This window comes from Acinetobacter minutum (assembly GCF_035916735.1).
Classification (GTDB): Bacteria; Pseudomonadota; Gammaproteobacteria; order Pseudomonadales; family Moraxellaceae; genus Acinetobacter.
This window is the reverse complement of the sequence record NZ_JAQIHG010000010.1, coordinates 30,970-57,923: the sequence shown is the minus strand read 5'-3', so window position 1 is coordinate 57,923 and position 26,954 is coordinate 30,970. Positions and strand designations below refer to the sequence as shown.

The following is a 26,954-nucleotide window of genomic DNA, read 5'->3' as shown; positions in this document are numbered from 1 at the left end:
ATGGCAGGGGCGGCTGGATTCGAACCAACGGATGGCGAGATCAAAACCCGCTGCCTTACCACTTGGCGACGCCCCTATCAGGTAACCTTAAACTGATTCAATGGTGACTCATTTAAACTATGAACCAGGTAAGTTTTACATGGTGCATTTTTTAGAATTTCATCAATATTCATTTCAGCGGTTACTTCAGTAAAAACACAAGCACCTGTACCTGTAAGTTTTGCAATGCCGAACTGATCGAGATATTGCATCGCTTCATCGACTTGTGGGTATAACGTTCGAGCCAGAGGTTCAAAGTTATTGCCAAAGTCAGATGGCTTTAACTGATAGGCGCAAAATTTAGAGGGCTTTGTGTTTCTTGTCAACGTTTTTTGTGAAAAAAGCAGTTGAGTGCTGATAAAACAATCAGGTTTCAGCACAATGTATTGTTTGGGTTCTAAGTCAATGAATGTTAAGTGTTCACCGATGCCTTCTGCCCAGGCATTGCGACCCTGCACAAAGATCGGTACATCGGCACCCAACTTGACACCCAGCTCTGCCAGTTGATCGGTCGTTAAGCCACATTGCCAGAGTTGATTGACCACGATCAAGGTTGTGGCCGCATTGGAGGAACCCCCGCCTAAACCCGCACCCATCGGGATATTTTTCTCGATCTTGATGTCTAGTCCGGTGATTTTTTGCGCATACGGTTTAAGCAACTGTATGGCTTTGTAAATTAGATTATTGTCCAGCTCGACACCGTCAATCCCCGCAATACAAATGGTCTGATCCTGCCGTGGGCTGAATTCGAGCCAGTCATACAGGTCAATCAGCTGAAAAATACTTTGCAGCTCATGATAACCATTGTCACGACGGCCAGTGATATGCAAAAACAGGTTGAGTTTGGCAGGAGAAGGTACACGAATCATAAACAGGCATCATTCACGGTTTTGAATCAGCATTGTAATACGGTTTTCCTGACCTGATTCAAGTGCTTGTTTTAAAATCAGCTTGCTGGGTAACAAGGCATTTTCATCATAGCTAAGGTTGACGACCCAGCCATCTTCAATAATCTGCAACGGGCGCAGGAGTTGATCTTTATTTAACTGGGCATTTAAGGTTGCTGGACGTGCTTGAACCCAGTGCACCAGATGGCTGATAGGGGCTTGCCATCCTGTGGCACGTTGCAGCAGTTCCTCTGCAGTTTCTGCCTGAATCAGTCCCGTTTTGGCACTATTTAGTGTGACTTGTCCAGGTTTTCCTTCAATTTGAGTTTTACCTACCCCTAGAATGCCGCTGAGTTCGATGTCAAAATTGTCTTGTTGCTGTGCCCAGCTAAAAAAAGCGCTACCGGATTGTTGTGGGGTTCTGACCCCAATTTTGCCTTGTAAACTAAACTGATTCTGCACTTGCGGTGTTTGACTTTCAGTAGGTGGCTGCGGTTTGACATATTGCTGACAGCCCGTTAGCAATAAGCTGCCGGTTGCACACAGGGCTAGACACAATTTGTGAAAATGACGCATGGCGATGCTTAACTCTTGTGGGATTTTGCAGGTAACAATAAGCTATCTAATTGATCTAATTGCGGATCATTTGGATGCTTTTGTTTTAATTGTTGTAACACATTAGTAAATTTTTCCATGTCACCCAGCATAAATACAGCTTTGGCAAAGCGTACGCCAATATTGAGACTGTTGCTGATCTGGTAGGCCTTCTCTAAAACATTTGCCGCTGTCTCATAGTCATTCTGCAAAAAGGCGATATAACCCAATGTATCCAGAATGGAGGCCTGTTCCGGTGCATATTCCAACGCATGTTCTGCATAGCCGCGGGCTTCATCCAGACGCCGATTTTGTAATGCCAGGGTATAGGCATAGGCATTTAAATAAGTGGGGCTATTGGGTTCAATTTGCAACAGTTTCTTTAAGGTTTGATCAAGCAGAACTTTATCCTGGAAGGGATCGAGTAATAAAACTTGTGCATAAATCAGTTCTGGATCATCGGGCAGGTTTTTGATGGCTTCATCCAGCAAACTGAGCGCGGCTTTCTTGTTGCCCATTTTTTTCAGAATTTCGGCTTGGGCCTGATACAGGAAGCTGGCATGTTGCGGATAGTTCACCCGCTCTTGTGTGAGAAAACGCAGGCCGTCTTCCAGTTTGTTTTGTTTGTCAAAGATGGTGATCAAATTGCGGCGTGAAACGGTATATAGACTCCCATCTACCAGCCGGTAATAGGCTTTGGCGGTTTCAAAATGCTGCTTACGTTCAGCATTGATGGCCAGATAATAATAGGCTTCATTTTGATATTGATTGGAATAGCGTAATGCCACCAGATATTGTTCTGCCTTGTCATATTCTTTTAGGTCAATACTGGTTAATCCTGCAATAAACAAGGCTTCTTCGGCATTCGGCCATTTCTTTAATAAGTTTTCCAGCTTACTTAAGGCTTGTTCTGGTTGGTTGACCTTGATCAAATAGCGGATTTCGGCCAATTGTACATCTTGATTTTTTTTATGCTTACGGCTGGATTTTGCAAACCATTTCAGCGCAGCCTCTTCATCCCCCTGGGCAATGAGCAGATTGGCTTTCATCAGGATAAAGCCTGTGACATCAGGACGTTTACGCAATGCACGGTTAATGGTGCTTAAGGCTTGCTCTAGCTCGCCATTTTGTGCTTCGAGACCTGCGATTAACACCAAAATCGATGGATTATGTTTTTCTTTGCTTGAATGTAAGGTGCGCAGCAAATCTTCCCGATCTGTTGGTGTTTCCGGGGCAATACCCGCCAAAATTTGTTCGAGGTCGGCATTTGAATCAATAGTGAGAATCTTATCCAGCGTTTGGGCTGCCAGTTGATATTCGTGAGCCCTCAGCGAAATATGTGCGAGATAAAATAGCGCAGGTACATCTTCGGGTTCTTGTACCACCCAGTGTGTTGCAATATCTAAAGCCGCTTTTAAATCATTTTGTTCTAAGGCGACATTTAAAGCTCTCTGGCGTACCACGGTTGAATTGCTTTTAATCGCCAGAACCGTATAGTTATGTAAAGCCGTGGGAATATCATGAGAGGCAAGAGAAAACTCGGCGATCATGCTCTGTTTTATGGCATCAAGGTGGGCAGTGGCATGGTAGATTTCTCCAGATGCTCTCACTGGAACACTAGAGGCCATGCTTCCCACCAATAAGAATGTGGTAGAATATTGCTTAATGGTCATGCCGTAATGCCGGCCGTTGATTTGACGCAATTTTTCTTGTTCCAAGTAATGCTTTTTATGACACCAATGTTGCACAATAGCATAAATTTAGCGAAATGATGATCTGATATGTCTTTCTTTGCATTGGGTGTCAACCATCAAACCGCGTCAGTAGAACTACGTGAGCAAATTGCTTTTAACGCCGAGCGCTTAAGTGAGCTGCTTGCCGAACAAAGCCATCATGGCGAACTGAACGATCTGGTCGTGGTTTCTACCTGTAACCGCACCGAAGTGTATGCCATGGCGGACAATGCTGATATGGTATTGGAATGGCTCGCCCGTGCAAATGGCCTCGATGTTCAGCAATTGTTAAAACATGTCTACCGTTATGAAAATGGTCAAGCGGTCAATCATTTGATGCGGGTGGCCAGTGGTCTTGATTCGCTGATGTTGGGTGAGCCGCAGATTCTCGGGCAGGTTAAAACTGCTTTATCGCTGGCCAAAGAGGCACATACTGTTTCTACTCAGTTGAACCGGATCTTTGAATATTCTTTTTATGCCGCTAAACGGGTGCGCTCCGAAACTGCCGTGGGAAGCCATGCCGTTTCTATGGGCTATGCTGTTGCACAGTTAGCCACCCAAGTCTTTAGTCAACCAGAAAAACTCACCGTGATGGTGGTCGCTGCCGGTGAAATGAATAGTTTGGTCGCCAAACACCTCGCTGAAATGGGGGTGGCTAAAATTCTGATCTGTAACCGTACCCGTGAACGTGCCGAGCAACTGGCACAGGAAATCATGCATCGGGCCGAGGTGGAAATTGTCGATTTTGCAACCTTGGCCGCCAATTTGCATCGTGCGGATGTGGTGTCAAGCTGTACCGGAAGTCTGCATCAGGTGATTGGTTATGCCGATGTCAAAGCGGCATTAAAAAAGCGCCGTTATCAACAGATGCTGCTGGTGGATCTGGCTGTGCCGCGGGATATTGATCCGAAAGTGGAAAATCTCGATGGTGTTTACTTGTATGGTGTAGATGACCTGCAAAGTGTGATCGATGATAATTTGGCGCAACGTCGTCAGGCCGCGGTAGAAGCCGAGCTGATGGTTAGTCAGCTGGCAACGCAATTGATGACCCAGCAAAAAGTCAAACAGGCGGGTCAAACGATTCAGGCCTATCGCGCCCAAGGTCAGCAGTTGGCACAAACTGAGTTAGAGCATGCACTTCAGGCCTTGCAACAAGGCGCGGTTGCACCGCAGGTGTTACAAGAATTTGCTCATCGTTTGACACAAAAATTGCTCCATCCCACCTCATTGCTGCTACGTCAGGCTGCCCAATCCGAAGATCCGGCTTATATGGAGTGGATGCAGCAGGAGTTGGTAGATATTTTGGCCCATCAACGTTCAACTAAAAAGTAACCCCATCTGATCCCTCATCAGATTGGGGAGATTAATTTAGAGTGGACGTGTACCAGTGTAAGCCTGCTCAAGCAGCGTGACTAGATCCTGTTGGGTAAAAGGTCGGGGATTCCAGTAGGGATTCGCCAGCGCCAATGTTGCTGCTTTTTCAAGATCAGCGGCTTGAAAGTCCAGATCTTGCAGTCGTGTCGGTGCATTGATGTCCTGAATAAAATCAAACAAGGCTTGCCCTGCGCTTAATGTGGGTTTGCCAAGTGCATGGCTGATGATTGGGGTGATTTCAGGGCGTGCCACTTCATTAAATGCGATCGTATGCGGTAATAAAATCGTATGTGTTGCTGCATGCGGTAGATTAAAGCTGCCTCCCAAGGTATGGCAAAGTTTATGATGCAAAGCCATACCCACATTGCCGAGTACCGTACCACATAACCAGGCTCCATAAAGGCATTGTGAGCGCGCATCGAGATCTGCTGAATCCTCTTGTAGCTGTTTCATGCCTTGTGCCAGTGCACGGATGCCTTCTTGAGCCAGCAGATTCATGATGGGGTTGCCATCTTGTGCATATAGGCCTTCTGCGGCATGGGCTATCGCATTTATACCGCTAGTCATGGAAACCTCTAGTGGTAACTGAACAGTTAAGGCAGGATCATAAATTACGGTTTTCGCCAATACGCGCGGATCTTTACCCGTTTTTTTACTTTGCTGCGTGGTAATACCATACACAGCGGTCATCTCAGAACCCGCATAGGTTGTTGGAATGACAATAATGGGTAAACTCGTTTCCAGTGCAATCGCTTTGGCCAGCCCTGTGGTAGAACCACCACCTATCGCAATCAGACAATCAGCTTGTAACTGTTCTGCATGTGCTTGTGCATCCCGAGCAATTTCAAGCGGCACATGCATCTTGGCCTGGTCATAAATTCCCGCAGCGTTACCACCCAGTAACTCACTGACCTGTCGTGCAAGCTTGATTTGTCCTGGGGTCGACAAGATTAACGCACGTTGACCGTTTAATCGGGCAACCTCTTCAGGCAGTTGCTGTAAGCTACCCGTACCAAAAACCACACGGATGGGTTGGGCTTGATAAATAAAAGGATTGAGTGGCATCCGTAACAGCTCCTGATCTAAATAAATTGACGCTCAAGTGAATGGTTTATGGCTTCAATGAGCGTTTTTGATTTTTACTGATACTTTGAGTTTGAATGCAATGCGAGGTTATGACACCAATCTTAAACTGATTTTTTTGCTGAGTTCATTCAACTGCTGGCGTAAATTACGCGATTCCACCAGAGACAGTGGTGCTTTGAGTTTCTGGCGTAAATACTTTTCCTGTAATCCCATTGCATAATCTGCTGCCAGTTTGTCGGCCATTTCCGGAGCTTGAGTTAGAGCTTCAATATTGGTGCACTCTATAATATCTGCAATATGCTGGCTATAACCGCTACAGGCACCGAGCACATAATAAGTGGCCAATTCCTGATTCTCTGGCAAATGATCAAAGATACCGTCAAGGATGCTCAGAACATGGGCGAGCAGTTGCTCGGGATCGATAAATGCTCGTAAGGTCTCGAAATGAATATACAAAAAAGGATGATGCATTAGCAACGCAATGGCAAAATCTTCATCCCGGGTCTGAATATTGAAAGACAATGAGGCATCATGATTGACCTGTGGGGTAAAACGTCGGCCTAGTCCGAGTTTTTCCCTGAAGGATTGGGTTAACAAATAACGGAACGAACCTTGTTTCGGCAAGAGATCAGTCAGTTCACGTAAGTCACCCATCACCTGACTTTTACCTTCCGGTGTAGAGATATCATGTTGTTGCGTGAGCTGGGCAAAAATAAAATCGGATAATAAAGGCGACTGCTGTAGCAGGTTCTGGAAATTTTCCAGGCCTTCACGGCGAATGAGCGAGTCGGGGTCATGGTCGGGTGGCAGCACAAAAAACTTCAGTTCACGGCCATCGTTCAGCAAGGGTAAGGTGATTTCTAAGGTGCGTCGTGCGGCTTTCTGCCCCGCAGTATCCCCATCAAAGGCCAGCGTGATGCGTGAGTTTTGTTTGAATAAAATATTCAAATGCTCACTGTTACTGGCCGTGCCCAGTGTGGCGACTGCACCATGCACGCCGTATTGTTGTAATGCAATCACATCCATATAGCCTTCGACCATCATCCAGTCCTGGGCTTTCAGTTTGCGGCCTTCATACAAGCCATACAGCAGCTGATTCTTATGAAACACTTCTGAATCAGGCGAGTTAATATATTTCGGTTTAATTTCATCATTCAGGGCACGACCCCCAAAACCGACCACGCGGCCTTTACTGTCACGAATCGGGAAAATTACTCGATCACGCAGCAGGTCAAAATCACGTCCGTTATCGCTGGTACGAATCAGTCCCAGCAGTTTTAAACCTTCGATATCTTGTGGAAAAGCCTTTTCGAGATGTTGCCAGTCTTCCGGTGCATAACCGAGGCGCCAAAACTGAATGGTTTCAGCTGTCAGACCGCGCTGTTTAAAGTATTGTTGGGCAGTTTTGCTGTTCGGTAATTGCCGTTCATAAAAATGTGCGACATTTTCCAGTAAATCATACAGATTTCCTTCTTGCACAGGCTGGTCGTGCAGGTCAGCCATCGGTTCAAAACCAGCAAAAGGATCATGGAAAGGCTGAAACTGCTCAAAAGGATCATCGACTAGCGGAGGGCTAACCTCGGCAGCAACTGTATCTGTATGCACAGACGTTGTGGTTTTTGTTGCTGCGGGAGTCGGTTTATTTTCGCGTTTATAGGAAAGTCGTTTGGATTCCTGATTGTCTTTAGGCAGTTCTACACCGGCTTGGCTGGCGAGATCTTTCATGACATCTATAAAATTGCGGTTATCAATATCCATCAGGAAACGGATTGCGTTGCCATTAGCCTGACAGCCAAAGCAGTGGTAGTACTGTTTATCACGATAGACGTGAAAAGAGGGGCTTTTTTCCTGATGAAATGGGCAACAGCCGGAATAGGTACGTCCGGTCTTTTTCAATTTCACACGCTGACCAATCAGATCGACAAGGTCAATCCGATCCAGAATCTGATCAATCGTATGCTGAGGAATTGCCATAGGAGATAAACCGTTTAATTTCTATTCTGCTCAAAACCATAAAATCGGAGTAACCCGATATTTTACAGCTGTTGTCTTTCGCTGATATATCATAACAGAATGTACCAGCCTCGTATTGAATCCGAATGGAGAGAATACCCAAGCCGGTTGTTGTCAAATATGCAAGGTATTGAAATAAAAAAAAGGCAAGTGATTTCACTTGCCTTTTGGGTTTTCCTTTCATTTGAGTGAAAAGAAGAATGACTTATTGCGTTGCTGGTGGTGCTGGTAAGGTAGTCGCCGGTTGTTCTGGTTTATCCAGTAAACCAAAGCTTAAACGGTTAATCAGGCTGCGTGATGAATCTTCAGTTGCAGCAGGTTGAGTGGTTTCAACCGTATTCTTTTCACTGCGACCTAAAATTCCAAGCGTCGCGCGATTTAGCCAGCTACCATCTTGACGCGCTGCACGTAAATTGACACTGTCATCCGCTTTCACCAAATGTGGATAATTCAGTTTGAGCAGCTCAATGTATTGTTGTGAAGTCGCACGGTCACCGAGCTTGTCATAGCTATAGGCCAATGTGGCTAAGGCTTCTGGAATTTGTGGGGTTTGTGGATAGTGTTCCACGACCCATTGAGCACGTTCTGTCGCAGCAATCCAGGCTTTACGTTTGATGTTAAAACGTGCCGCGACCATTTCATGTTCAGCCAGTTCCTGACCGATAAATTTCATGCGTTGTGCGGCATCTACGGCATATTGGCTGCTTGGATAACGGCGGATTAAGTCGACAAAGTTTTGATAAGCCAGTTTGATATAGCTAACATCGCGATGAGACTGTTTTAATGAAGTGTAACGCAGCAGACCCGCATAGTTTTGTTCCATGTTTGCTACACCGCGAACATAGTAAGCATAGTCCACATTTGGATGTTGTGGGTTTAACTTGATGAAACGCTCAGCCAGTGCAACGGCATTTTCATAATCTTTCTGTTGGAATTTTACATAGAGCAATTCGAGCTGTGCCTGTTGGGCATAGTTGCTCGTTGGGTAGTAAGTATCGAGCGCTTCGAGTTGTTTTGCCGCTTCAATATATTGACCACGTTCCAATGCTTTTTCTGCATTTTGGATATAAATCTGCTCGCTTGATTGAGGGCCGGTATCCACCACTTCTTTTTTTGGATTGCTGCTACAGCCAGTCATTGCCGTGGCAATACCAAGGGAAACAGCGAGCATTGTCATTTTATAACGTGGTAGCGACATAAAAATTCCTCTGTTATCACGGGCAATGAGCTACAATTGCGCTATTAAACCACTTTTGTCTTAATGATCAAATGACTTCAGCACAATCTTCTAATTCTAATGTCCCTGAAACGATTCTCGATTTAATTGAAGATTCTGAGGATGCAGATAACCATACTTCAGCGCCAACTGCAACCCGTTTATCGTTGCAATTTCAATTGGATGAAAGCTATCTGGGACAGCGCATCGACCAGGTCGCCGCGAGCGTATGGCATGATTTTTCACGCGAAAAACTCAAGCAGTGGCTGAAGGATGGCCATTTGTTGGTAAATGGTAACATCGTCAAACCGAAATATAAGTGTGAGGGTAATGAGCTCTTGACGCTGGATGTCGAACTTGAAGTACAAACCTCTAGCCAGCCGGAAAATATCCCTTTAGACATCGTTTATGAAGATGATGACCTTTTGGTGATCAACAAGCCGGTTGGGATGGTGGTGCATCCAGGGGCGGGGAACTCAAGTGGCACCTTGGTTAATGCATTGCTTTATCATTATCCAAAATCTGCAGAACTGTCACGTGCCGGTTTGGTGCATCGTATTGATAAAGACACCAGTGGTCTGTTGGTTGTGGCTAAAAACCTCGAAACGCAATTTGCCTTGAGTAAACAACTGGCAGATAAATCAGTCTATCGTGTTTATGATCTCGTGGTGTATGGCAATATCATTGCGGGTGGAACAATTGATGAACCCATCAAGCGTCATCCGGTTGACCGAATCAAAATGGCCGTGCTACCGGGCGGTAAAGATGCCGTAACACATTATAATGTTAAAGAGCGTTTCCGTGATTTTACCCGAGTGCAGGCTCAGCTGGAAACTGGACGTACCCATCAGATCCGCGTCCATTTTAGTTATTTGGGTTTTGGCCTGGTCGGTGATTCGGTATATGTCAGTCGAGTGCGTGTACCACCGGGTGCATCTGAATTGCTGATTGAGACTTTGCGTGGTTTTAAACGTCAGGCCTTGCATGCTGCTAAATTGGGTCTGGTTCATCCACGTACTGGTGAGCAGATGCAATTTGAAGCGCCTTGGCCTGCAGATTTTGCACAGTTGATTGATGTATTACGTCAGGAAAATGCGGCTTACTAACTTCGGAGGGGGATGATATGGATTTTGTACAAGGTGTACCCGAGGGCGTATATGTGGGGCAGACCCAGATTCATCATCCTCATGCTTTGCCTGCTTCCCGTCCAGAACTCACAGGATTTAATCTGGCTTTACATGTCAATGATGAGCCAAAGCGCGTGCAACAGCATCGCATGACGCTGTTACAAGAGTTTATCCCTTACGGAGTAGAAAAAATCACCTGGATGACCCAAACCCATAGCACCATTTGTCATACCATCAATGAAAAAATGACCTTTGATGCACTGGAAGGCGATGGTTTGGTCACCCAGCGCAAGGGGCATGCCTTGATGATGATGACAGCAGACTGCTTGCCTGTGGTTTTGGGAAATGCACAGGGCACTGAAGTTGCAAACCTGCATGCCGGCTGGCGCGGTTTGGCTGGCGGGATTATTGAAAACACGATTGCCGCAATGCAGACTCCTCCCGCCTGGGCCTGGTTAGGTGCAGCAATTAGCCAAGCCTGTTTTGAAGTGGGTGCTGAGGTCAAGCAGGCATTCTGTGATAAATATCCGGATGTCGAAGTGGCGTTTATTGCGGGTCATAAACCTGGCAAATTTTATGCTGATTTATATGCTATCGCCGGTTATATCTTAAAAAAGCATGGTGTTGAGCGCGTTCTGGGGGGTGAACAATGTTCCTACCGTCAGGCCGAGGATTATTTTTCCTATCGCCGCAATGCAAACACTGGACGTATGGCAACCTTTGTGTTTATGCGTGAAAATTCTGCTAAAATTGACTAAATATCTTGGTTTTATCTGCTTATGTCTCTATCACCACACACGCTAGCGATTGTTTACCATAGCCCATATGGGCATACGGCAAAAGTGGCCGCTTATATTGCTCAAGGTGCACAAAAGATGGGGGCACAGGTTCATTTGATGTCAATTGAACATTTGGAATGGGAGCAGCTCGATCAGGCACAATGTATCGTATTTGGTTGTCCGACTTATATGGGAAGTGTAACAGCCGACTTTAAAAAGTTTATGGATGCTAGCTCAAAACGCTGGAAAAATCGCACTTGGCAAGGGAAATTGGCCGCTGGTTTTACCAATTCGGGTGGTCTAAGCGGAGATAAGCTTTCGGTATTGCAGCAAATTAACCTGTTTGCCATGCAGCATGGCATGCTGTGGTCAGGTTTACCTTTGATGACCACGGGTTCGCAGGACACCGATCTGAACCGTTTATCTAGTTGTATGGGGTTGATGACGCAATCGGACAATGCACCAGTGGAAATCACACCGCCACAAGGTGATCTCGATACAGCGTTATGGTTTGGTGAATACCTTGCGGGGATTCTAAACCGATTAAAAGCTCTTTGAAAAATGATAGATACAAAAAACCTCCAACAGGAGGTTTTTTTATTTGTGAAAAATGCGAGCCTTGTCGCGCTGCCAATCACGCTCTTTTTCGGAGGCACGTTTGTCATGCAGCTGTTTCCCTTTCACTAGGGCAATTTCAAGTTTGACCAAATGGCCTTTCCAGTAGCAAGCTAAAGGTACACAGGAATAACCTTTCTGATTCACGGCACCCATGAGTTTTTCAATCTCACGGCGTGAAAGTAGCAGCTTACGTGTACGCGTCGCTTCAGGGACCACGTGAGTTGATGCTGAAAGTAATGGCTGGATTTGAGCACCAAACAAAAATGCCTCACCATTTTTAAAAATGACGTAGCTTTCAGTCAAGCTCATACGACCAGCGCGCAGGGATTTTACTTCCCAGCCTTGTAGGGACAGTCCAGCTTCAAATTTTTCTTCAATAAAATAATCGTGGCGTGCGCGTTTATTCTGCGCAATGGTTCCACCATTATGTTTTTTTACGACAGTTGCTTTCGCCATAATCATGCAATTCCAAAGTTGTCACTATTGTGCCCTAAACTCAAGATAAGGTGAAGTTATTTCAAATCAAACAACTTCTTCACTACAAAACAAAAACAACTTTTTGCTAGAATGGAAACCCTCATCAATAGCTTCGAGATTGCAAGGATGTCTAAAACGCGAGTCATTTATCCAGGAACATTTGACCCGATCACGAATGGCCATATCGATTTGGTGACACGGGCAGCAAAAATGTTTGATGAAGTCGTTGTTGCAATCGCGATTGGGCATCATAAAAACCCGATTTTTAGTCTGGAAGAACGTGTTGATTTGGCACAAAAATCACTGAGTCATCTCAGTAATGTTGAATTTATTGGTTTTGATGGTTTGCTGGTCACTCTGTTTAATGAGCAGAAAGCGACGGCAGTATTGCGCGGCTTGCGTGCGGTCTCTGATTTTGAATACGAATTTCAGTTGGCTAATATGAACCGCCAACTTGATGGTAAATATGAAGCGGTTTTTCTGACGCCGTCAGAACAATATTCATTTATCTCATCCACTTTGGTGCGTGAGATTGCCCGCTTAAAAGGTAATGTGACCAAATTTGTTCCTCCTGCCGTTGAACAGGCATTTCAACTTAAACATCAGCAAGGTTGGTAAGGTGTCGTTATATATTACGGATGAATGCATTAACTGCGATGTTTGTGAACCGGTTTGCCCGAATGAAGCAATTTTGATGGGTGAGCTGATCTATGAAATAAATCCTGATCTATGCACTGAATGTGTGGGACATCATGAGCAGCCACAATGCCAGTTATTCTGTCCTGTAGACTGCATTCCAAAAGATCCACAACATGTAGAAACACAAGAGCAGTTACTGGAAAAATATCAACGGCTGATTGCTGAAAAAAGTGCGAGCAATTTGGATTAATCTTTGCTACTATGCGCGCTTGAAGTGGGCTGGACGGTCGCTGCTGTGGAGGTCTTCGTGACTGAAGCAGGGGAGGAAAGTCCGGGCTTCATAGGGCAGGGTGCCAGGTAATGCCTGGGCGGCGTGAGCCGACGGAAAGTGCAGCAGAGAGTAGACCGCCTCATTCGTGAGGTAAGGGTGAAAGGGTGCGGTAAGAGCGCACCGCGTATCTGGTAACAGTATACGGCATGGTAAACCCCACCAGAAGCAAGACCAAATAGGAATCCTGAGGTACGGCCCGTACTGGATTCGGGTAGGTTGCTTGAGCGTACAAGTGATTGTACGCCTAGAGGAATGATCGTTCACGACAGAACCCGGCTTACAGGCCCACTTCAGTGAATTTTCTTATAAATAGTGCTTGACCTTTGCTCAAGAAGCGAAGATAATGCGCGCACAGTTTACGGCTATGTAGCTCAGTTGGTTAGAGCACCGCACTCATAATGCGGGGGTCACAAGTTCAAGTCTCGTCATAGCCACCATTTTATAGATCACGCTCCTGCGTGATCTTTTTTTTTGTGCACTCAATGTCGCGCTGAGGAAGTTAGCTAAAAGTCTTATGAAACTCGTTGGAGAATCTTAAATGATCAAAAATAAGTAAGATGGCTTTAAGAGAATTTATTGAAAAATTGTTTAAAAAATATCTAATTGAAGATGAATTGCTTAAAGCATAGACAGTAATATAGATGGGGTTATTGACGCTGCGATAATAACTTTAGATAATGTGCGCACAGTTTAAGGCTATGTAGCTCAGTTGGTTAGAGCACCGCACTCATAATGCGGGGGTCACAAGTTCAAGTCTCGTCATAGCCACCATATTCTGAAAAAACCACAACCGATTGTTGTGGTTTTTTTATGCCTGCTTTTTTGATTGTATCACGGTGTGGTAAGTGGCTATTCTCGTGCTGTGTATCTATATTTTAGTGCCATCACCGAGGCAGTGGGTCATTCTTGAATGGATCCAATCTTTAAAGATCATTAAAATCCTGAAATTTAATTATTCTAGCCATAAAATTCTACATGTTAGAAATTTTCTATTTCATGATAGATCTGCTGTATGGCGTCGATGTGGCGTGATGATTGAATGTTAAATCCTATTAGGATGGGAAAGTTTGATCTTGTATTTGAGTAATCCTTTCTATATTCACTGATTTGAACTAGAGTTGTTTGGTTTAGCATAAAAAAATCCCCAGCATGAAGCTGGGGATTTTTGCTTTTCAGAGTGAATTATTCGCCTGGTTTCCAGCCATTCACGATTGGATAGCGACGGTCACGGCCAAATGAGCACGAGCTAATTCGTGGACCAATCGCGCCTTGGCGGCGTTTATATTCATTACGGTCCACGAGCTTAATTACTTTTTCGACCACAGCTTGTTCAAAACCTTTCGCGATGATGTCATCTTGGCTCAGATCTTCTTCAATATAAGCATAAAGAATCGCATCGAGTACGTCATAAGCAGGGAGCGAGTCCTGGTCTTTCTGATCTGGGCGAAGCTCTGCAGAAGGTGGACGTGTGATTACACGTTCAGGAATCACTGGCGTTTCACTGATGCTATTGCGGTACTTAGCCAATTCAAACACGATCGTCTTATAAACGTCTTTCAATACTGCAAAGCCACCAACCATATCACCATAAAGGGTGCAGTAACCTACAGATAATTCAGATTTATTACCTGTCGACAGCACGAGGTTGCCGAATTTGTTAGACAATCCCATGAGGAGCGTACCACGTGAACGTGCCTGCAAGTTTTCTTCTGTCGCATCGGCAGGGCTGTTGCCAAAGAATGGATATAGTGTTTGCATAAAACTGTTTACGATCGGGTGAATCTCGGCGATACCAAAGGTGACACCCATGCGTTTAGCTTGCTCGGCAGCATCTTCAATACTGATTTGAGCAGTATAAGTATAGGGCATCATGACGGCTTGAACCTTGTCCGCACCAATCGCATCGACAGCAATCGCCAGAGTCAGGGCTGAATCAATACCACCAGACAAACCAAGAATTACACCCGGGAAGCCAGAGCGTTGCACATAATCACGTGTAGCCATCACCAGCGCTTGATAAATCTCAGCCATAGTGCTGAGTGCCGGAGCGGGTTCAGTCACCTGATAGGCCTTGTTTTCAAGCACATAATCAGTGTAGTAGATTGATTCAATAAAACTTGGTGCTTGTAAAGCGACATCACCATTGTTGTTTAATACAAAACTGGTGCCATCAAAAATCAAGTCATCTTGTCCACCGACTTGGTTGACATAGACGAGATGTAGGTTCAGATGTTTGCTCAACTCGCGCATTGTCGTGACGCGGTGCTGTGGTTTGCCCACTTCATACGGAGAGGCATTCAATACCAGTAAAGTTTCGACATTCAACTTGCTAAGCTGGTTGACTGTGTTAATCGACCACACATCTTCACAAATCAGCACACCAAACTTATGTCCGAGATATTCGAAAATTAGATGCTGATGGCCTTCGATAAAATAACGTTTTTCGTCAAATACGCTATAGTTTGGTAGATTCTGCTTGTTATAAATTCCGAGAATCTCTCCATCTTTCATTACGGCTGCTGAGTTGTAACGTTGGCCTTCTGCAGTAACATTAACAAAACCAAACACCATGATGATATCTTTAACAGCTTTAAGCGCTTCAAAGGCTTTTTCAGTGCGTTTGGCAAGGCTTGGTCGTACCAATAGGTCTTCTGCAGGATAGCCGAGCGTGGAAAGCTCTGGGAAAATAATAATATCCGCATTTTGTTTTTTCGCTTCGTTTGCCTGCTCAATCATTTTTTGAGCGTTCGACGGAATATTGCCAATATGCGGAGAGAACTGAGCAAGGGCAATTTTAAAACTTTTCATTCAAACTTAATCCTATTCCTATAGGTGTGTTACACAACATGTTGATTTTTATGGATATAATTATTCAACATTGTGCAGATGATGACAAAACGACATGCAGTCATAAAATTAGAAATAATGTGCTGGTTACTATATACGAATCCCATGTTTTAGAGAGAGAAAATAACACGATTTTTTTATAGTCGCCTAAAAAAATTACATAGCTAGACTGTTGTAATAGGGTTTGAGTGTGTTCAGATGGATGGTAATAAAAAGGGGGGGAGTAATGTGGAGAATCCTGAGAGGGTTAAAATGTCTATATAGGCGTTTACTGGTGGTCAAAAGTAGAGGATTAACCGTTGGGGAAATTCAGCTGATTCGTTCGGTATTTGGTGATGCTTTGGATGTTGATCGAGTCAAGATCGTGGCTCACCGAGCAATCTTGCGGCACTACGCAATGAGTCCGAATGGCAATATCTATTTTAATCCGGCGGACTGGTGCGAAGACTTTTCAGTCATGCCTTTGGTAAAGCAATCATGGTTTATTCATGAGATGACACATGTCTGGCAGGTACAGCAGGGGGTTGCTGTGGTACGCAAGGCATTGTTGGATCGGCGTTATCGCTATCAACTGCAACCGAATAAGACTTTTCTTAACTATGGAATTGAACAACAGGCACAAATGGTACAGGATTATTTCTTGAAAAAGCACCTCGGCCATGAATGCTCTTCTTATCAGCAGTGTATCCCTTTTTTGCCGATATAAAAAAACCACCCAAGAGGGTGGTTTTTTAAGACTTTTAATTCTTGGAGAATTAACGGCCTTCGATGTCGCGTTGCGTGTAGCCTGTATAAAGCTGACGTGGACGACCAATCTTGTAAGGTGCAGAGTGCATTTCTAACCAGTGGCTGATCCAACCTACTGTACGTGCAAGTGCGAAGATTACAGTAAACATTTCTGTTGGGATACCAATCGCTTTAAGGATGATACCTGAGTAGAAGTCTACGTTTGGATACAAGTTACGTTTTACGAAGTATTCATCAGACAACGCAATACGTTCAAGTTCCATTGCAAGCTCAAGTTGCGGATCGTTAATACCAAGCGCGCTAAGAACTTCGTCACAAGTTTGTTTCATGACTTTAGCACGTGGGTCGAAGTTTTTGTAAACACGGTGACCGAAGCCCATGAGTTTAACTTCTTTAGTTTTAACTTTTTCCATGAACTCAGCAACGTGTTCAACAGAGCCGATTTCATCAAGCATCTTAAGAACAGCTTCGTTCGCACCACCGTGAGCTGGACCCCAAAGTGCAGAGATACCCGCAGAGATACATGCATATGGGTTAGCGCCAGTAGAACCTGCAAGACGTACAGTTGAAGTCGATGCATTTTGTTCGTGGTCAGCATGAAGCGTAAAGATACGGTCCATTGCTTTCGCAAGAATAGGGTTAACTTTGTAGTCTTTGTCTGCTGGAGTAGCAAACATCATGTACAAGAAGTTTTCAGCGTAACTTAAGTCGTTACGTGGGTACATGAATGGTTGACCCACTGTGTACTTGTAGCTCCACGCTGCAAGTGTAGGAATCTTCGCGATCAAGCGGATCGCAGTGATTTCACGGTGGTTCACATCTTCGATGTCAAGGTTGTTGTGATAGAATGCAGAAAGCGCACCAACAACACCCACCATGATCGCCATTGGATGAGCGTCACGACGGAAACCGTTATAGAAGCGGCTCACTTGGTCATGAACCATAGTGTGGTTACGAACTTTAGCGTCAAATTCAGCTTTTTGTTCTGGAGTTGGTAACTCACCGTTCAATAACAAATAGCAAGTTTCGAGGTAATCAGCTTTAGTCGCCAATTGATCAATTGGGTAACCGCGGTGTAAAAGGATACCTTTATTACCGTCGATAAAAGTGATTTTTGACTCGCAAGAAGCAGTTGCCATAAAACCAGGATCAAAAGTGAAATGACCTGCGGCCAACACATCTTTAACGTCAATTACATCTGGGCCCAATGTACCGCTGTAAATTGGTAATTCAATTTCTTTGCCATCAAGCTGTAAAACGGCTTTTTTGCCAGTTGCTTCAGACATTCAATAGATCTCCTGTCCTGGATGAATGTTTATCTGACTCGAAGTACTAAAATCTTCTAATGCGTGAATCAGACGGATCGAAAATTTGCTATAGGATTAGTGAGTGCTGAAATTTTGTCAATTATACTTATGGATAAAAATGACGTGCTCACAGGAGCTTAGTCAATAAACCGGTTAAGGAAAGTCTGAGAAAAATCGCAGCACCGACACAGTATCATAAGTCAAATTATTGGCAAGGTGCAGTAAAAAAAAATCTTGTCTGCTGTTATTGTAAGCAAGTTTTTAGTTTAAAAAACTCTTGTGGTTAAAACCTAATTTATCCTGATGTAAATTTAATTTTTATAAATTTCATAACTTATCGCTATTTTTGTTAAAAAACTGATGTAAATTTGTTCATATTTAAAAAGAATTAGTCGGATGATTTAATGGGTTTGTTTGTATAAAAAATAGCACTAAAAAATAGGCTGATGGAGTAAAAAATAATCAATTTAATGTGTTTTAAGTGGCAGAAAATCACGGATTTGTCGAAAAAATAACAAGTTGATCTGATGTTAATCACAATCTAAGTCATTCTTTCTGCATATGAAAATCACAACCAAATAGCTTTGGTGAATACTGGTTATTTATAATCTAAATAGTTGTGTGGTATTTGGGTGAGTCATCTATCTCTACTTTTAGAGAAACTCAATATGAGGCATTCGGATATTTAATAAAGCATTATTTGTTTGAGGTGGTATCCGTATTCATAGATTGAAACTGTCCTTGCGTGCAGGAGTATATATGTAGTGATCTATAAATTGACCTTATAAAACATCAAACTGAAAACTGCACGAATAACAAGCCTCTAGATAAAAGGCTGACTGAAAGCGTTGATCTTTAGTCTAAAAAAGTGAAAAAATTAATAATACTGAAAAATATTATAAAAAATTAAAATTATCTTTTTAAAATTAATTGCTTAATGTGATTTTTATATCGGTTTTATGTGTTAAAAAAAACAAATACCATAAGAATAATTCTCATTTGCATATTTTTTTGAGCAAAAGCCAAATTCGATAGTTTGTATTTTAATAATCCGCGTTTTATAATTCGATGTCGTTTAAGTTTAGGCATTTGCTTGCCTGACAATGCCAGCGTTCCTTCGAATTAATTCCAACAAACTCCGGATGGAGTTTTTACTTACAGGATGCCCGCTGTGAAAAGCAACAGACCTGTCAATTTGTCCATGGGTCAAGTTTTAGACGTAAACTTAAAATCCCCTGTGGCTATTGCATCAATTCTACACCGTCTTTCAGGTGTCATCGTATTTTTACTCGTACCGGTACTTTTGTGGTTGTTAGACAAATCTTTGTCTTCACCAGAAGGTTTTGCTCAAGTTCAAGAAATCTTCAATGGTTTCGTTGTTCGCTTTATCGTATGGGTATTTGTAGCCGGCTTAATCTATCACTTCATTGCTGGTATCAAGCATTTACTTGCTGATCTTGGCGTTGCTGAAGAGTTAGAAAGTGGCCGTCTTGCAGCTACTATTTCATTGATCTTGTCTGCAATCGGTATTGTTGCAGCATTTGTATGGATTGTACTCTAATGAAAAGTGCTACAGGTTTAACGGGTTCAGGTTCTCGCGATTGGTTTATCCAACGTGTCAGTGCTGTAGTGTTAGCTGTTTATACTGTTGTCGTGTTTGGTTGGATCCTGTTCAATGGCGGATTTAACTACGAGCAATGGTCTGGCTTTATGATGACTTTGCCAATGAAAGTTTTATCTTTGTTGGCTGTCTTATCGCTTGTTGCACACGCTTGGATCGGTATGTGGCAAGTATTCACTGACTACGTGACTACTCGTCAAATGGGTCCTTCAGCTTCAGGTTTACGCCTTGTGCTGACTTCAGCAGTCATTATTGCTGTATTTGCATATGCGATCTGGGCAATCCAGATTTTTTGGGCGAATTGATAGGAAAATATCATGGGCGCGATAACCCCTAAAGAAGATTATTCAAATATTCAAACCCTTACTTTCGATGCAGTCATCGTTGGTGGTGGTGGTTCAGGTATGCGTGCTTCTTACCAACTTGCTCAAGCTGGTTTGAAAGTTGCTGTACTGACCAAGGTATTCCCAACTCGTTCTCATACAGTTGCGGCGCAAGGTGGTATTGGTGCATCTCTTGGTAACATGCAAGAAGATAACTGGCACTATCACTTCTATGACACGGTTAAAGGTTCTGACTGGTTGGGTGACCAGGATGCAATTGAATTCATGTGTCGTGAAGCACCAAAAGTTGTTTATGAGCTTGAACACTTGGGTATGCCATTCGACCGTAACGCAGACGGTACAATTTACCAGCGTCCGTTTGGTGGTCACTCTGCAAACTACGGTGAAAAAGCTGTTCCACGTGCATGTGCAGCAGCTGACCGTACCGGTCATGCATTGCTTCACACGCTTTATCAAAGCAACGTGAAAATGGGTACACAATTCTTCGTAGAATGGATCGCACTTGACTTGATCCGTAACGAAGAAGGTGATGTGCTTGGTGTGACTGCAATCGACCAAGAAACTGGTAACATTGCTGTATTCCAGGCTAAAGCGACCTTATTCGCTACTGGTGGCGCTGGTCGTGTTTACCGTGCTTCTACCAATGCTTATATCAACACTGGTGATGGTCTTGGTATGGCTGCTCGTGCAGGTATTCCATTGCAGGATATGGAGTTCTGGCAATTCCACCCAACGGGTGTTGCGGGCGCGGGTGTACTGTTGACAGAAGGTTGTCGTGGTGAAGGTGGTATCCTTCGTAACGCTTCTGGCGAACCGTTCATGGAACGCTATGCACCAACTTTGAAAGACTTGGCACCACGTGACTTCGTATCACGTTCTATGGACCAAGAGATCAAAGAAGGCCGTGGTTGTGGTCCAAACAAAGATTACATCTTGCTTGATTTGACGCACTTGGGTGCTGATACGATCATGAAACGTCTTCCATCTGTATTTGAGATTGGTAAGAAATTCGCGAACGTAGATTGTACTAAAGAGCCAATTCCTGTAGTACCAACCATCCATTATCAAATGGGCGGTATTCCAACCAATATGCATGGTCAGGTTGTTACCCCAGTTCCTGGTACTGACAACTACACCCAACCTGTAAAAGGTTTCTATGCGATTGGTGAGTGTTCATGTGTGTCTGTACACGGTGCAAACCGTTTAGGTACTAACTCATTGCTTGACCTTGTGGTATTTGGTAAAGCAGCGGGTGAGCACATTGTGGATTACGTGACTAAACATCACGGTGATGATTACGCACCTCTTCCAAATGACGTACTTGAGCAATCGCTTGCACGTATCCGTCGTCTTGAAGAAAACGAAAACGGTGAAAATGCTCAGGAAGTTGCTGATGCTATCCGTGATATCGTTCAAGATCACGCAGGTGTATTCCGTACTGCAGCGTTGCTTGAAAAGGGTGTGAAAGAAATTCTTGCACTTGAGCCACGTGTTCGCAACATTGCATTGAAAGACAAATCTAAAGTCTTTAACACGGCGCGTATCGAAGCGTTAGAAGTTGAAAACTTGTACGAAGTGGCAAAAGCAACGCTTATTTCTGCTGCTGCACGTAAAGAATGTCGTGGTGCGCACACTGTTGTAGATTATGAATTGCCAGCAGATCACCCAACTTATTCTTACGGTCGTCGTGATGATGAGTGGATGAAGCATACTTTATGGTATTCATCTGACAACCATCTTGAGTACAAGCCAGTACGCATGAAGCCGTTGACAGTGGACACTATTCCACCTAAACCACGTACATTCTAATCGGGAGAATTAAGATGAGTAGAGGCACTCGTACCTTTGAAATCTACCGCTATGATCCTGATAAGGATAAAGCACCGTACATGCAAACATTTAAACTTGAGTTAACAGACAAGCATCGTATGTTGCTTGATGCGTTACTTGAGTTGAAAGTTCAAGATGAAACTTTGACATTCCGCCGTTCATGCCGTGAAGGTATTTGTGGTTCTGACGGTGTGAACATCAACGGTAAAAATGGTTTGGCATGTTTGCAAAACCTGAATGATTTGCCTGAGAAAATTGTGATCCGTCCGCTTCCTGGTTTACCAGTGATTAAGGATTTGGTTGTTGATATGAATCAGTTCTATGATCAATATCATAAAATTCAGCCATTCTTGATTAACAACCAGCCAGCGCCAGCAAAAGAGCGTTTACAGTCTCAAGCAGAGCGTGAGCACTTGGATGGTTTGTACGAATGTATTCTTTGCGCATGTTGTTCAACTTCATGCCCATCATTCTGGTGGAACCCTGATAAATTCTTGGGTCCTTCAGCATTGTTGAATGCATACCGTTTCATTATTGACTCTCGTGATTCTGCTACAGCAGAGCGTTTGGCTCGTCTTGACGACCCATTTAGCCTGTTCCGCTGTAAAGGTATCATGAACTGTGTATCAGTATGTCCTAAAGGTCTGAATCCAACAAAAGCAATCGGTCATATCCGTAGCATGTTGCTCGACCAAGCAGGTTAATTTTACTGACCAAAGGGCGTACATCTTTGATGTGCGCTCTTTTTGTTTATTTGCATTTTAATAAATAGGACTTTGGTCTACATTGAATCTAGGATTTAAATCAAGCACCATATTCTATATACTATGCAACTAGTATTTTCTTGTTTTATATGAGGTATATTTTAAAAAAATCTATGCATGAATGAGATCATGTTACGATTTAAAAGACCACTGTACTTATAAAAAGTGGAAGTCTTACCGTATAAATTTTTCATGATTTATCTGGGAAAAACGGTGGTTGAAAATGTCATAAGTCGCTTTAGAAAAGCTAAACCTGAATTAGTTTTTCTAAGACGATTTGCAAAAAATTGCTCGATGATTGTCGAGTAGATTAAGTGAGTGATGATGCCAATGAGGGCGTTATGATTCATTGTAGACACCGAGAATTTCTCGGTGTTGTTATAACGCCCCCATGGTCTGAGCGCCGGATGGGTATTAATGCCATGTTACCAATTTGGCATTATCAATCATGGGTTTGCCAAACAGGCGACCTGTAATGTTTTTGCAATAGGAAATGGGTCCACAAATGCAAGAAGTTGCTGACGCATTGCGTCTTGACACTGAACTTTCCGCTGATAGTGCAGCGTATATTGAAGAGCTTTACGAGCAGTATCTGACTTCTCCAACCTCTGTCGGTGAGGATTGGCGCCAATATTTCGATAAATTCCCAAAAGGTGATCAGCCACACAGCAATGTACGTGAACAGTTCCTTTTGCTTGGTCGCAATTCAAATCGTGTGCAAGCAGTTGTCCAAGGTACAGTAAGTTCTGAGCATGAGCGTCGTCAAATCGGTGTGTTGCAACTGATTGCTGCATACCGTAACCGTGGTCACCAAAAAGCTAAATTGGATCCATTAGGTTTAATGAAGCGTGAAGATGTACCTGATCTTGACTTGGCCTCTCACGGTTTAACTAAATCTGACCTAGATACTGTATTCAATACGGGTAACCTTGCAATCGGTAAGGCAGAAGCAACGCTTGGTGAAATGGTTGAAGCCATGGAGGCGATCTACTGTTCTTCGATCGGTGCTGAATATATGCATATCGTGGACAGTAAAGAAAAGCGCTGGATTCAGCAACGCCTTGAAAGTGCACGTGGTAAGTTTACCTTTACGGCAGAACAGAAAAAGCATTTCCTTGAGCGTTTAACTGCTGCTGAAGGTTTAGAAAAATATCTGGGTAACAAATACGTTGGTGCTAAACGCTTCGGTGTGGAAGGTGGCGAATCTTTCATTCCAATGGTGAATGAAATCATTCAGCGTGCGGGTGCTGTCGGTTGTAAAGAAGTTGTGATCGGTATGCCTCACCGCGGCCGTTTGAACCTTCTTGTGAACATTATGGGTAAAAACCCAGCCGATCTTTTTGGTGAATTTGAAGGCAAATCACTTCATAAGAAAGGTTCAGGTGACGTTAAATACCACCAAGGTTTCTCTTCAAATGTCATGACTCCAGGTGGTGAAGTACACTTGGCGCTTGCATTTAACCCATCACACTTAGAAATCGTAGGACCAGTAGTTGAAGGTTCGGTACGTGCGCGTCAGGTTCGTCGTAAAGATATCGGCGGTGACGATGTATTGCCAATCATTGTGCATGGTGACGCTGCATTTGCAGGTCAGGGTGTGAACCAAGAAACTTTCCAAATGTCACAAACCCGTGGTTATACCGTGGGCGGTACAGTGCATATCGTTGTGAATAACCAAGTGGGCTTCACGACTTCTGATCCACGTGATTCACGTTCTACAGAATATTGTACTGACATTGCGAAAATGATTCAGGCACCTATCTTCCATGTGAATGGTGATGATCCTGAAGCCGTAATTTTTGCAACTCAATTGGCGCATGACTTCCGTCAAGAATTCCGTAAAGATGTTGTCCTTGACTTGATCTGCTACCGTCGTCGTGGTCACAACGAAGCAGATGAGCCATCTGCAACTCAGCCAATGATGTATCAAGTGATTAACAAGAAAGCGACGACTCGTACGCTTTATGCTGATCAATTGGTGCAAGAAAAAGTATTATCACGCGAAGATGCGGATCAAATGGTGGAAAACTACCGTGCCGATCTTGAAGCGGGTAAACACGTTGCCAATGCATTGGTATTAGAACCGAACACCAAAATGTTTGTAGACTGGACACCATATTTGGGTCATGAATATACAGACGTTTGGGATACGACTTTCAGCAAAGATCGTTTAATTGAACTCGGCAAAAAAATGCGCGAGCTTCCAGAAGGCTTTGTGATGCAGCGCCAAGTAGCGAAAGTGATTGACGATCGCTTGAAAATGCAAACCGGTGAAATGCCTTTAAACTGGGGTGCGGCAGAAACGCTTGCTTATGCATCGCTGTTAGATGAAGGTTACCTCGTGCGTTTGACTGGTGAGGACGTTGGTCGTGGTACTTTCTCACACCGTCATGCGAAATTGCATAACCAAGTCGATGGTTCAACCTACATCCCGCTTTGCCATATCAAAGAAAACCAGCCACGTACTGCAATTTATGACTCATTGTTGTCAGAAATGGCGGTCTTGGCATTTGAATATGGTTATGCGACGACGATTCCACACGGTTTGATCATTTGGGAAGCGCAATTTGGTGACTTCGCAAACTGTGCGCAAGTGGTGATTGACCAGTTCATCGCATCGGGTGAAACCAAATGGGAGCGTGTATGTGGTTTGACTATGCTTCTACCACATGGTTTTGAAGGTCAAGGTCCTGAACACTCTTCTGCACGTCTAGAGCGCTTCTTGCAGCTATGTGCTGAAGAAAACATGCAGGTCATGACACCAACGACTCCAGCACAGATTTTCCATGCATTACGTCGTCAGGCGATTCGTCCAATCCGTAAGCCAATGATTATCATGTCACCGAAATCATTGCTTCGTCACAAGCTTGCAACTTCTACACTTGATGAGCTTGCAACTGGTACATTCCAGACAGTGATTGATGAAGTCGATAACATCAACAAGGCAGACGTGACCCGTCTTGTGCTTTGTGGTGGTAAGGTTTACTACGATTTGCTGGAAAAACGTCGTGAACTTGAGCTTAACAATACAGCGATTGTGCGTATTGAGCAGCTTTATCCGTACCCAGAAGAGCGTTTGGCTGAAGTCCTTGCTGCTTATCCGAACGTCAAAGAGCTTGTTTGGACACAAGAAGAGCCGAAAAACCAAGGTGCATGGCTATTCATCGCTCCACGTTTGTATGAAGATGTATTAAAATCTGGTAAACAAATTCGTATCAGCTACGCAGGCCGTGAAGCATCTGCTGCACCTGCATGTGGCTCACCTTATTTGCACGCAAAACAACAAGCTCAGCTTATCAATGATGCACTTGCGATTGTGGCTGAACAATCAGGAGATTCTCAATAATGGCAACCGAAATTAAAGCACCGGTATTCCCAGAGTCTGTTGCAGACGGAACGATTGCAACATGGCATAAAAAAGTGGGTGAACCAGTTTCACGTGACGAAGTGATTTGTGACATCGAAACTGACAAAGTGGTTTTAGAAGTTGTTGCTCCTGCAGATGGTACTTTAAGTGCAATCATCAAAGCTGAAGGCGATACTGTTCTTTCTGACGAAGTGATCGCTCAGTTTGAAGCCGGTGCTGTTTCTGGCGCTGCTCAAACTCAAGCAGTGCAAAGCGCTGAGACTGTTGAATCTGCATCTGCACAAACTCAGGCGGGTAATGCACCTGTTGTTGAGCGTGCTCAACCAGTTCAAGATCAAGCACCTGCAGTGCGCAAAGCATTAACGGAATCTGGTGTTAACCCAGCTGACGTACAAGGCACTGGCCGTGGTGGTCGTATCACTAAAGAAGATGTGGTAAGTCATGCAGCTAAACCTGCTGCCGCTGCTGTAGCGCCTTTAAGCGTAGCAGTCGGTGAGCGTGTTGAAAAACGTGTTCCAATGACTCGTCTTCGTAAGCGTGTTGCTGAACGTCTACTTGCTGCGACTCAAGAAACAGCAATGTTAACGACGTTTAACGAAGTAAACATGAAGCCAATCATGGAAATGCGTGCACAATACAAAGATGCATTTGAAAAACGCCATGGTGCTCGTTTAGGCTTTATGTCTTTCTTTGTTAAAGCTGCGACTGAAGCACTTAAGCGTTACCCAGCTGTAAATGCGTCAATTGATGGCGAAGACATCGTTTATCACGGTTACTACGACATCGGTGTAGCGGTTTCTTCTGACCGTGGTCTAGTGGTTCCTGTATTACGTGATACAGACCGTATGAACTACGCTGAAGTTGAAAATGGCATTCGTGACTACGCTTACAAAGCACGTGACGGTAAACTTGGCATTGAAGACATGACTGGTGGTACGTTCACAATCACCAACGGTGGTACTTTCGGTTCATTGTTATCTACACCAATTTTAAACACGCCACAAACGGCTATTTTGGGTATGCACAAGATCCAAGAGCGTCCAATGGCAGTGAATGGTCAAGTTGAAATCTTACCAATGATGTATCTAGCACTTTCTTATGACCACCGTCTAATCGATGGTAAAGAAGCGGTTGGTTTCTTGGTAACGATCAAAGAATTGCTAGAAGAACCAGCAAAACTTATTCTTGACCTTTAATTTCTGACCATAAAATAT

Annotated in this window: 22 protein-coding genes, 3 tRNA genes and 1 other RNA gene; 16 read left to right on the top strand and 10 right to left on the bottom strand. The window is 43.9% G+C overall.

Translation table 11 applies throughout. The features are described from left to right. Position 1: 1 nt before the first annotated feature. The 4 genes from PAE54_RS06085 to PAE54_RS06070 form a co-directional block, all read right to left on the bottom strand. A tRNA-Gln gene (locus PAE54_RS06085) sits at positions 2 to 76 on the bottom strand. A gap of 1 nt (position 77) precedes the next feature. Next, a complete protein-coding gene (ispE, locus tag PAE54_RS06080; RefSeq protein WP_273778696.1) occupies positions 78 to 908 on the bottom strand; it encodes a 4-(cytidine 5'-diphospho)-2-C-methyl-D-erythritol kinase in 831 nt (276 codons plus the stop codon). Between the two features lie 9 nt (positions 909 to 917). Next, a complete protein-coding gene (gene lolB, locus PAE54_RS06075) occupies positions 918 to 1,502 on the bottom strand; it encodes a lipoprotein insertase outer membrane protein LolB (RefSeq protein WP_273778697.1) in 585 nt (194 codons plus the stop codon). An 8-nt stretch (positions 1,503 to 1,510) separates the two neighbouring features. Then, positions 1,511 to 3,223: a tetratricopeptide repeat protein gene (locus tag PAE54_RS06070; protein WP_326518794.1), complete on the bottom strand. Its 1,713-nt coding sequence runs from the start codon at positions 3,221 to 3,223 to the stop codon at positions 1,511 to 1,513. Between the two features lie 78 nt (positions 3,224 to 3,301). On the opposite strand from PAE54_RS06070, the gene hemA reads away from it, so the two are divergent. Further along, positions 3,302 to 4,585: a glutamyl-tRNA reductase gene (gene hemA, locus PAE54_RS06065; RefSeq protein ID WP_273778699.1), complete on the top strand. Its 1,284-nt coding sequence runs from the start codon at positions 3,302 to 3,304 to the stop codon at positions 4,583 to 4,585. Positions 4,586 to 4,621: 36 nt separating this feature from the next. Here the strand turns inward: hemA and PAE54_RS06060 are convergent, their stop codons facing one another. From PAE54_RS06060 to PAE54_RS06050, 3 genes are all read right to left on the bottom strand, one after another. After that, positions 4,622 to 5,692, bottom strand: a complete 1,071-nt coding sequence (locus PAE54_RS06060) for a maleylacetate reductase (RefSeq protein WP_273778701.1) — start codon at positions 5,690 to 5,692, stop codon at positions 4,622 to 4,624. A 108-nt stretch (positions 5,693 to 5,800) separates the two neighbouring features. Further along, a complete protein-coding gene (locus tag PAE54_RS06055; protein WP_326518793.1) occupies positions 5,801 to 7,687 on the bottom strand; it encodes a DNA primase in 1,887 nt (628 codons plus the stop codon). Positions 7,688 to 7,931: 244 nt separating this feature from the next. Further along, a complete protein-coding gene (locus PAE54_RS06050; RefSeq protein WP_326518792.1) occupies positions 7,932 to 8,924 on the bottom strand; it encodes an outer membrane protein assembly factor BamD in 993 nt (330 codons plus the stop codon). A 71-nt stretch (positions 8,925 to 8,995) separates the two neighbouring features. Between PAE54_RS06050 and rluD the strand changes: the two genes are divergently transcribed. From rluD to PAE54_RS06035, 3 genes are read left to right on the top strand one after another with little or no spacing between them, the layout of a single operon-like run. Then, positions 8,996 to 10,048 (top strand): 23S rRNA pseudouridine(1911/1915/1917) synthase RluD, encoded by a 1,053-nt coding sequence (rluD, locus tag PAE54_RS06045; protein ID WP_273778704.1) that lies wholly within the window; start codon positions 8,996 to 8,998, stop codon positions 10,046 to 10,048. Positions 10,049 to 10,065: 17 nt separating this feature from the next. After that, entirely contained in the window at positions 10,066 to 10,827 is a 762-nt protein-coding gene (pgeF, locus tag PAE54_RS06040) for a peptidoglycan editing factor PgeF (protein ID WP_273778705.1), read from the top strand. Positions 10,828 to 10,848: 21 nt separating this feature from the next. Beyond that, positions 10,849 to 11,406 carry a flavodoxin family protein gene (locus tag PAE54_RS06035; RefSeq protein WP_273778706.1) on the top strand — a complete coding sequence of 186 codons (558 nt, stop codon included), beginning with the start codon at positions 10,849 to 10,851 and terminating at the stop codon, positions 11,404 to 11,406. Between the two features lie 39 nt (positions 11,407 to 11,445). Here PAE54_RS06035 and smpB read toward each other — a convergent pair whose 3' ends face one another. Beyond that, positions 11,446 to 11,922, bottom strand: coding sequence for an SsrA-binding protein SmpB (gene smpB, locus PAE54_RS06030; protein ID WP_273778707.1), 477 nt, complete (start codon positions 11,920 to 11,922; stop codon positions 11,446 to 11,448). 147 nt (positions 11,923 to 12,069) lie between these two features. Here smpB and coaD point away from each other — a divergent pair, with 147 nt between their 5' ends. From coaD to PAE54_RS06005, 5 genes are all read left to right on the top strand, one after another. Beyond that, on the top strand, positions 12,070 to 12,561 hold the full coding sequence (gene coaD, locus PAE54_RS06025; RefSeq protein WP_273778708.1) for a pantetheine-phosphate adenylyltransferase: 492 nt from the start codon (positions 12,070 to 12,072) through the stop codon (positions 12,559 to 12,561). Between the two features lies 1 nt (position 12,562). Continuing rightward, positions 12,563 to 12,832, top strand: a complete 270-nt coding sequence (locus PAE54_RS06020) for a YfhL family 4Fe-4S dicluster ferredoxin (protein WP_273778710.1) — start codon at positions 12,563 to 12,565, stop codon at positions 12,830 to 12,832. 21 nt (positions 12,833 to 12,853) lie between these two features. Continuing rightward, an RNA gene (gene rnpB, locus PAE54_RS06015) (RNase P RNA component class A) lies at positions 12,854 to 13,209 on the top strand. A gap of 64 nt (positions 13,210 to 13,273) precedes the next feature. Next, positions 13,274 to 13,350: transfer RNA gene (locus tag PAE54_RS06010), tRNA-Met, on the top strand. A gap of 257 nt (positions 13,351 to 13,607) precedes the next feature. After that, a tRNA-Met gene (locus PAE54_RS06005) sits at positions 13,608 to 13,684 on the top strand. Between the two features lie 411 nt (positions 13,685 to 14,095). On the opposite strand, the gene PAE54_RS06000 is transcribed toward PAE54_RS06005, so the two are convergent. Then, positions 14,096 to 15,721, bottom strand: a complete 1,626-nt coding sequence (locus PAE54_RS06000; protein ID WP_273778712.1) for an NAD+ synthase — start codon at positions 15,719 to 15,721, stop codon at positions 14,096 to 14,098. A 265-nt stretch (positions 15,722 to 15,986) separates the two neighbouring features. On the opposite strand from PAE54_RS06000, the gene PAE54_RS05995 reads away from it, so the two are divergent. Beyond that, the gene (locus PAE54_RS05995; RefSeq protein ID WP_273778713.1) at positions 15,987 to 16,466 is read left to right on the top strand and encodes a type IV secretion protein Rhs; all 480 of its coding nucleotides are present in this window, start codon (positions 15,987 to 15,989) and stop codon (positions 16,464 to 16,466) included. 49 nt (positions 16,467 to 16,515) lie between these two features. On the opposite strand, the gene gltA is transcribed toward PAE54_RS05995, so the two are convergent. Further along, positions 16,516 to 17,793, bottom strand: coding sequence for a citrate synthase (gltA, locus tag PAE54_RS05990; protein ID WP_273778715.1), 1,278 nt, complete (start codon positions 17,791 to 17,793; stop codon positions 16,516 to 16,518). 1,183 nt (positions 17,794 to 18,976) lie between these two features. Between gltA and sdhC the strand changes: the two genes are divergently transcribed. The 6 genes from sdhC (at position 18,977) to odhB (ending at position 26,936) form a co-directional block, all read left to right on the top strand. After that, positions 18,977 to 19,375, top strand: coding sequence for a succinate dehydrogenase, cytochrome b556 subunit (gene sdhC, locus PAE54_RS05985; protein WP_273778717.1), 399 nt, complete (start codon positions 18,977 to 18,979; stop codon positions 19,373 to 19,375). After that, complete coding sequence (gene sdhD / locus PAE54_RS05980) at positions 19,375 to 19,740, top strand: succinate dehydrogenase, hydrophobic membrane anchor protein (protein ID WP_273778718.1); 366 nt, start codon at positions 19,375 to 19,377, stop codon at positions 19,738 to 19,740. Before sdhC ends, sdhD begins: the two co-directional genes overlap by 1 nt. Before the next feature lie 12 nt (positions 19,741 to 19,752). Continuing rightward, the gene (gene sdhA, locus PAE54_RS05975; RefSeq protein WP_273778720.1) at positions 19,753 to 21,588 is read left to right on the top strand and encodes a succinate dehydrogenase flavoprotein subunit; all 1,836 of its coding nucleotides are present in this window, start codon (positions 19,753 to 19,755) and stop codon (positions 21,586 to 21,588) included. 14 nt (positions 21,589 to 21,602) lie between these two features. Continuing rightward, entirely contained in the window at positions 21,603 to 22,313 is a 711-nt protein-coding gene (locus PAE54_RS05970; protein WP_273778721.1) for a succinate dehydrogenase iron-sulfur subunit, read from the top strand. Between the two features lie 565 nt (positions 22,314 to 22,878). Further along, the gene (locus PAE54_RS05965) at positions 22,879 to 25,719 is read left to right on the top strand and encodes a 2-oxoglutarate dehydrogenase E1 component (protein ID WP_273778722.1); all 2,841 of its coding nucleotides are present in this window, start codon (positions 22,879 to 22,881) and stop codon (positions 25,717 to 25,719) included. Beyond that, complete coding sequence (odhB, locus tag PAE54_RS05960; protein WP_273778723.1) at positions 25,719 to 26,936, top strand: 2-oxoglutarate dehydrogenase complex dihydrolipoyllysine-residue succinyltransferase; 1,218 nt, start codon at positions 25,719 to 25,721, stop codon at positions 26,934 to 26,936. The genes PAE54_RS05965 and odhB overlap by 1 nt, the downstream gene beginning before the upstream one ends. The last annotated feature ends 18 nt before the right edge of the window (positions 26,937 to 26,954 follow it).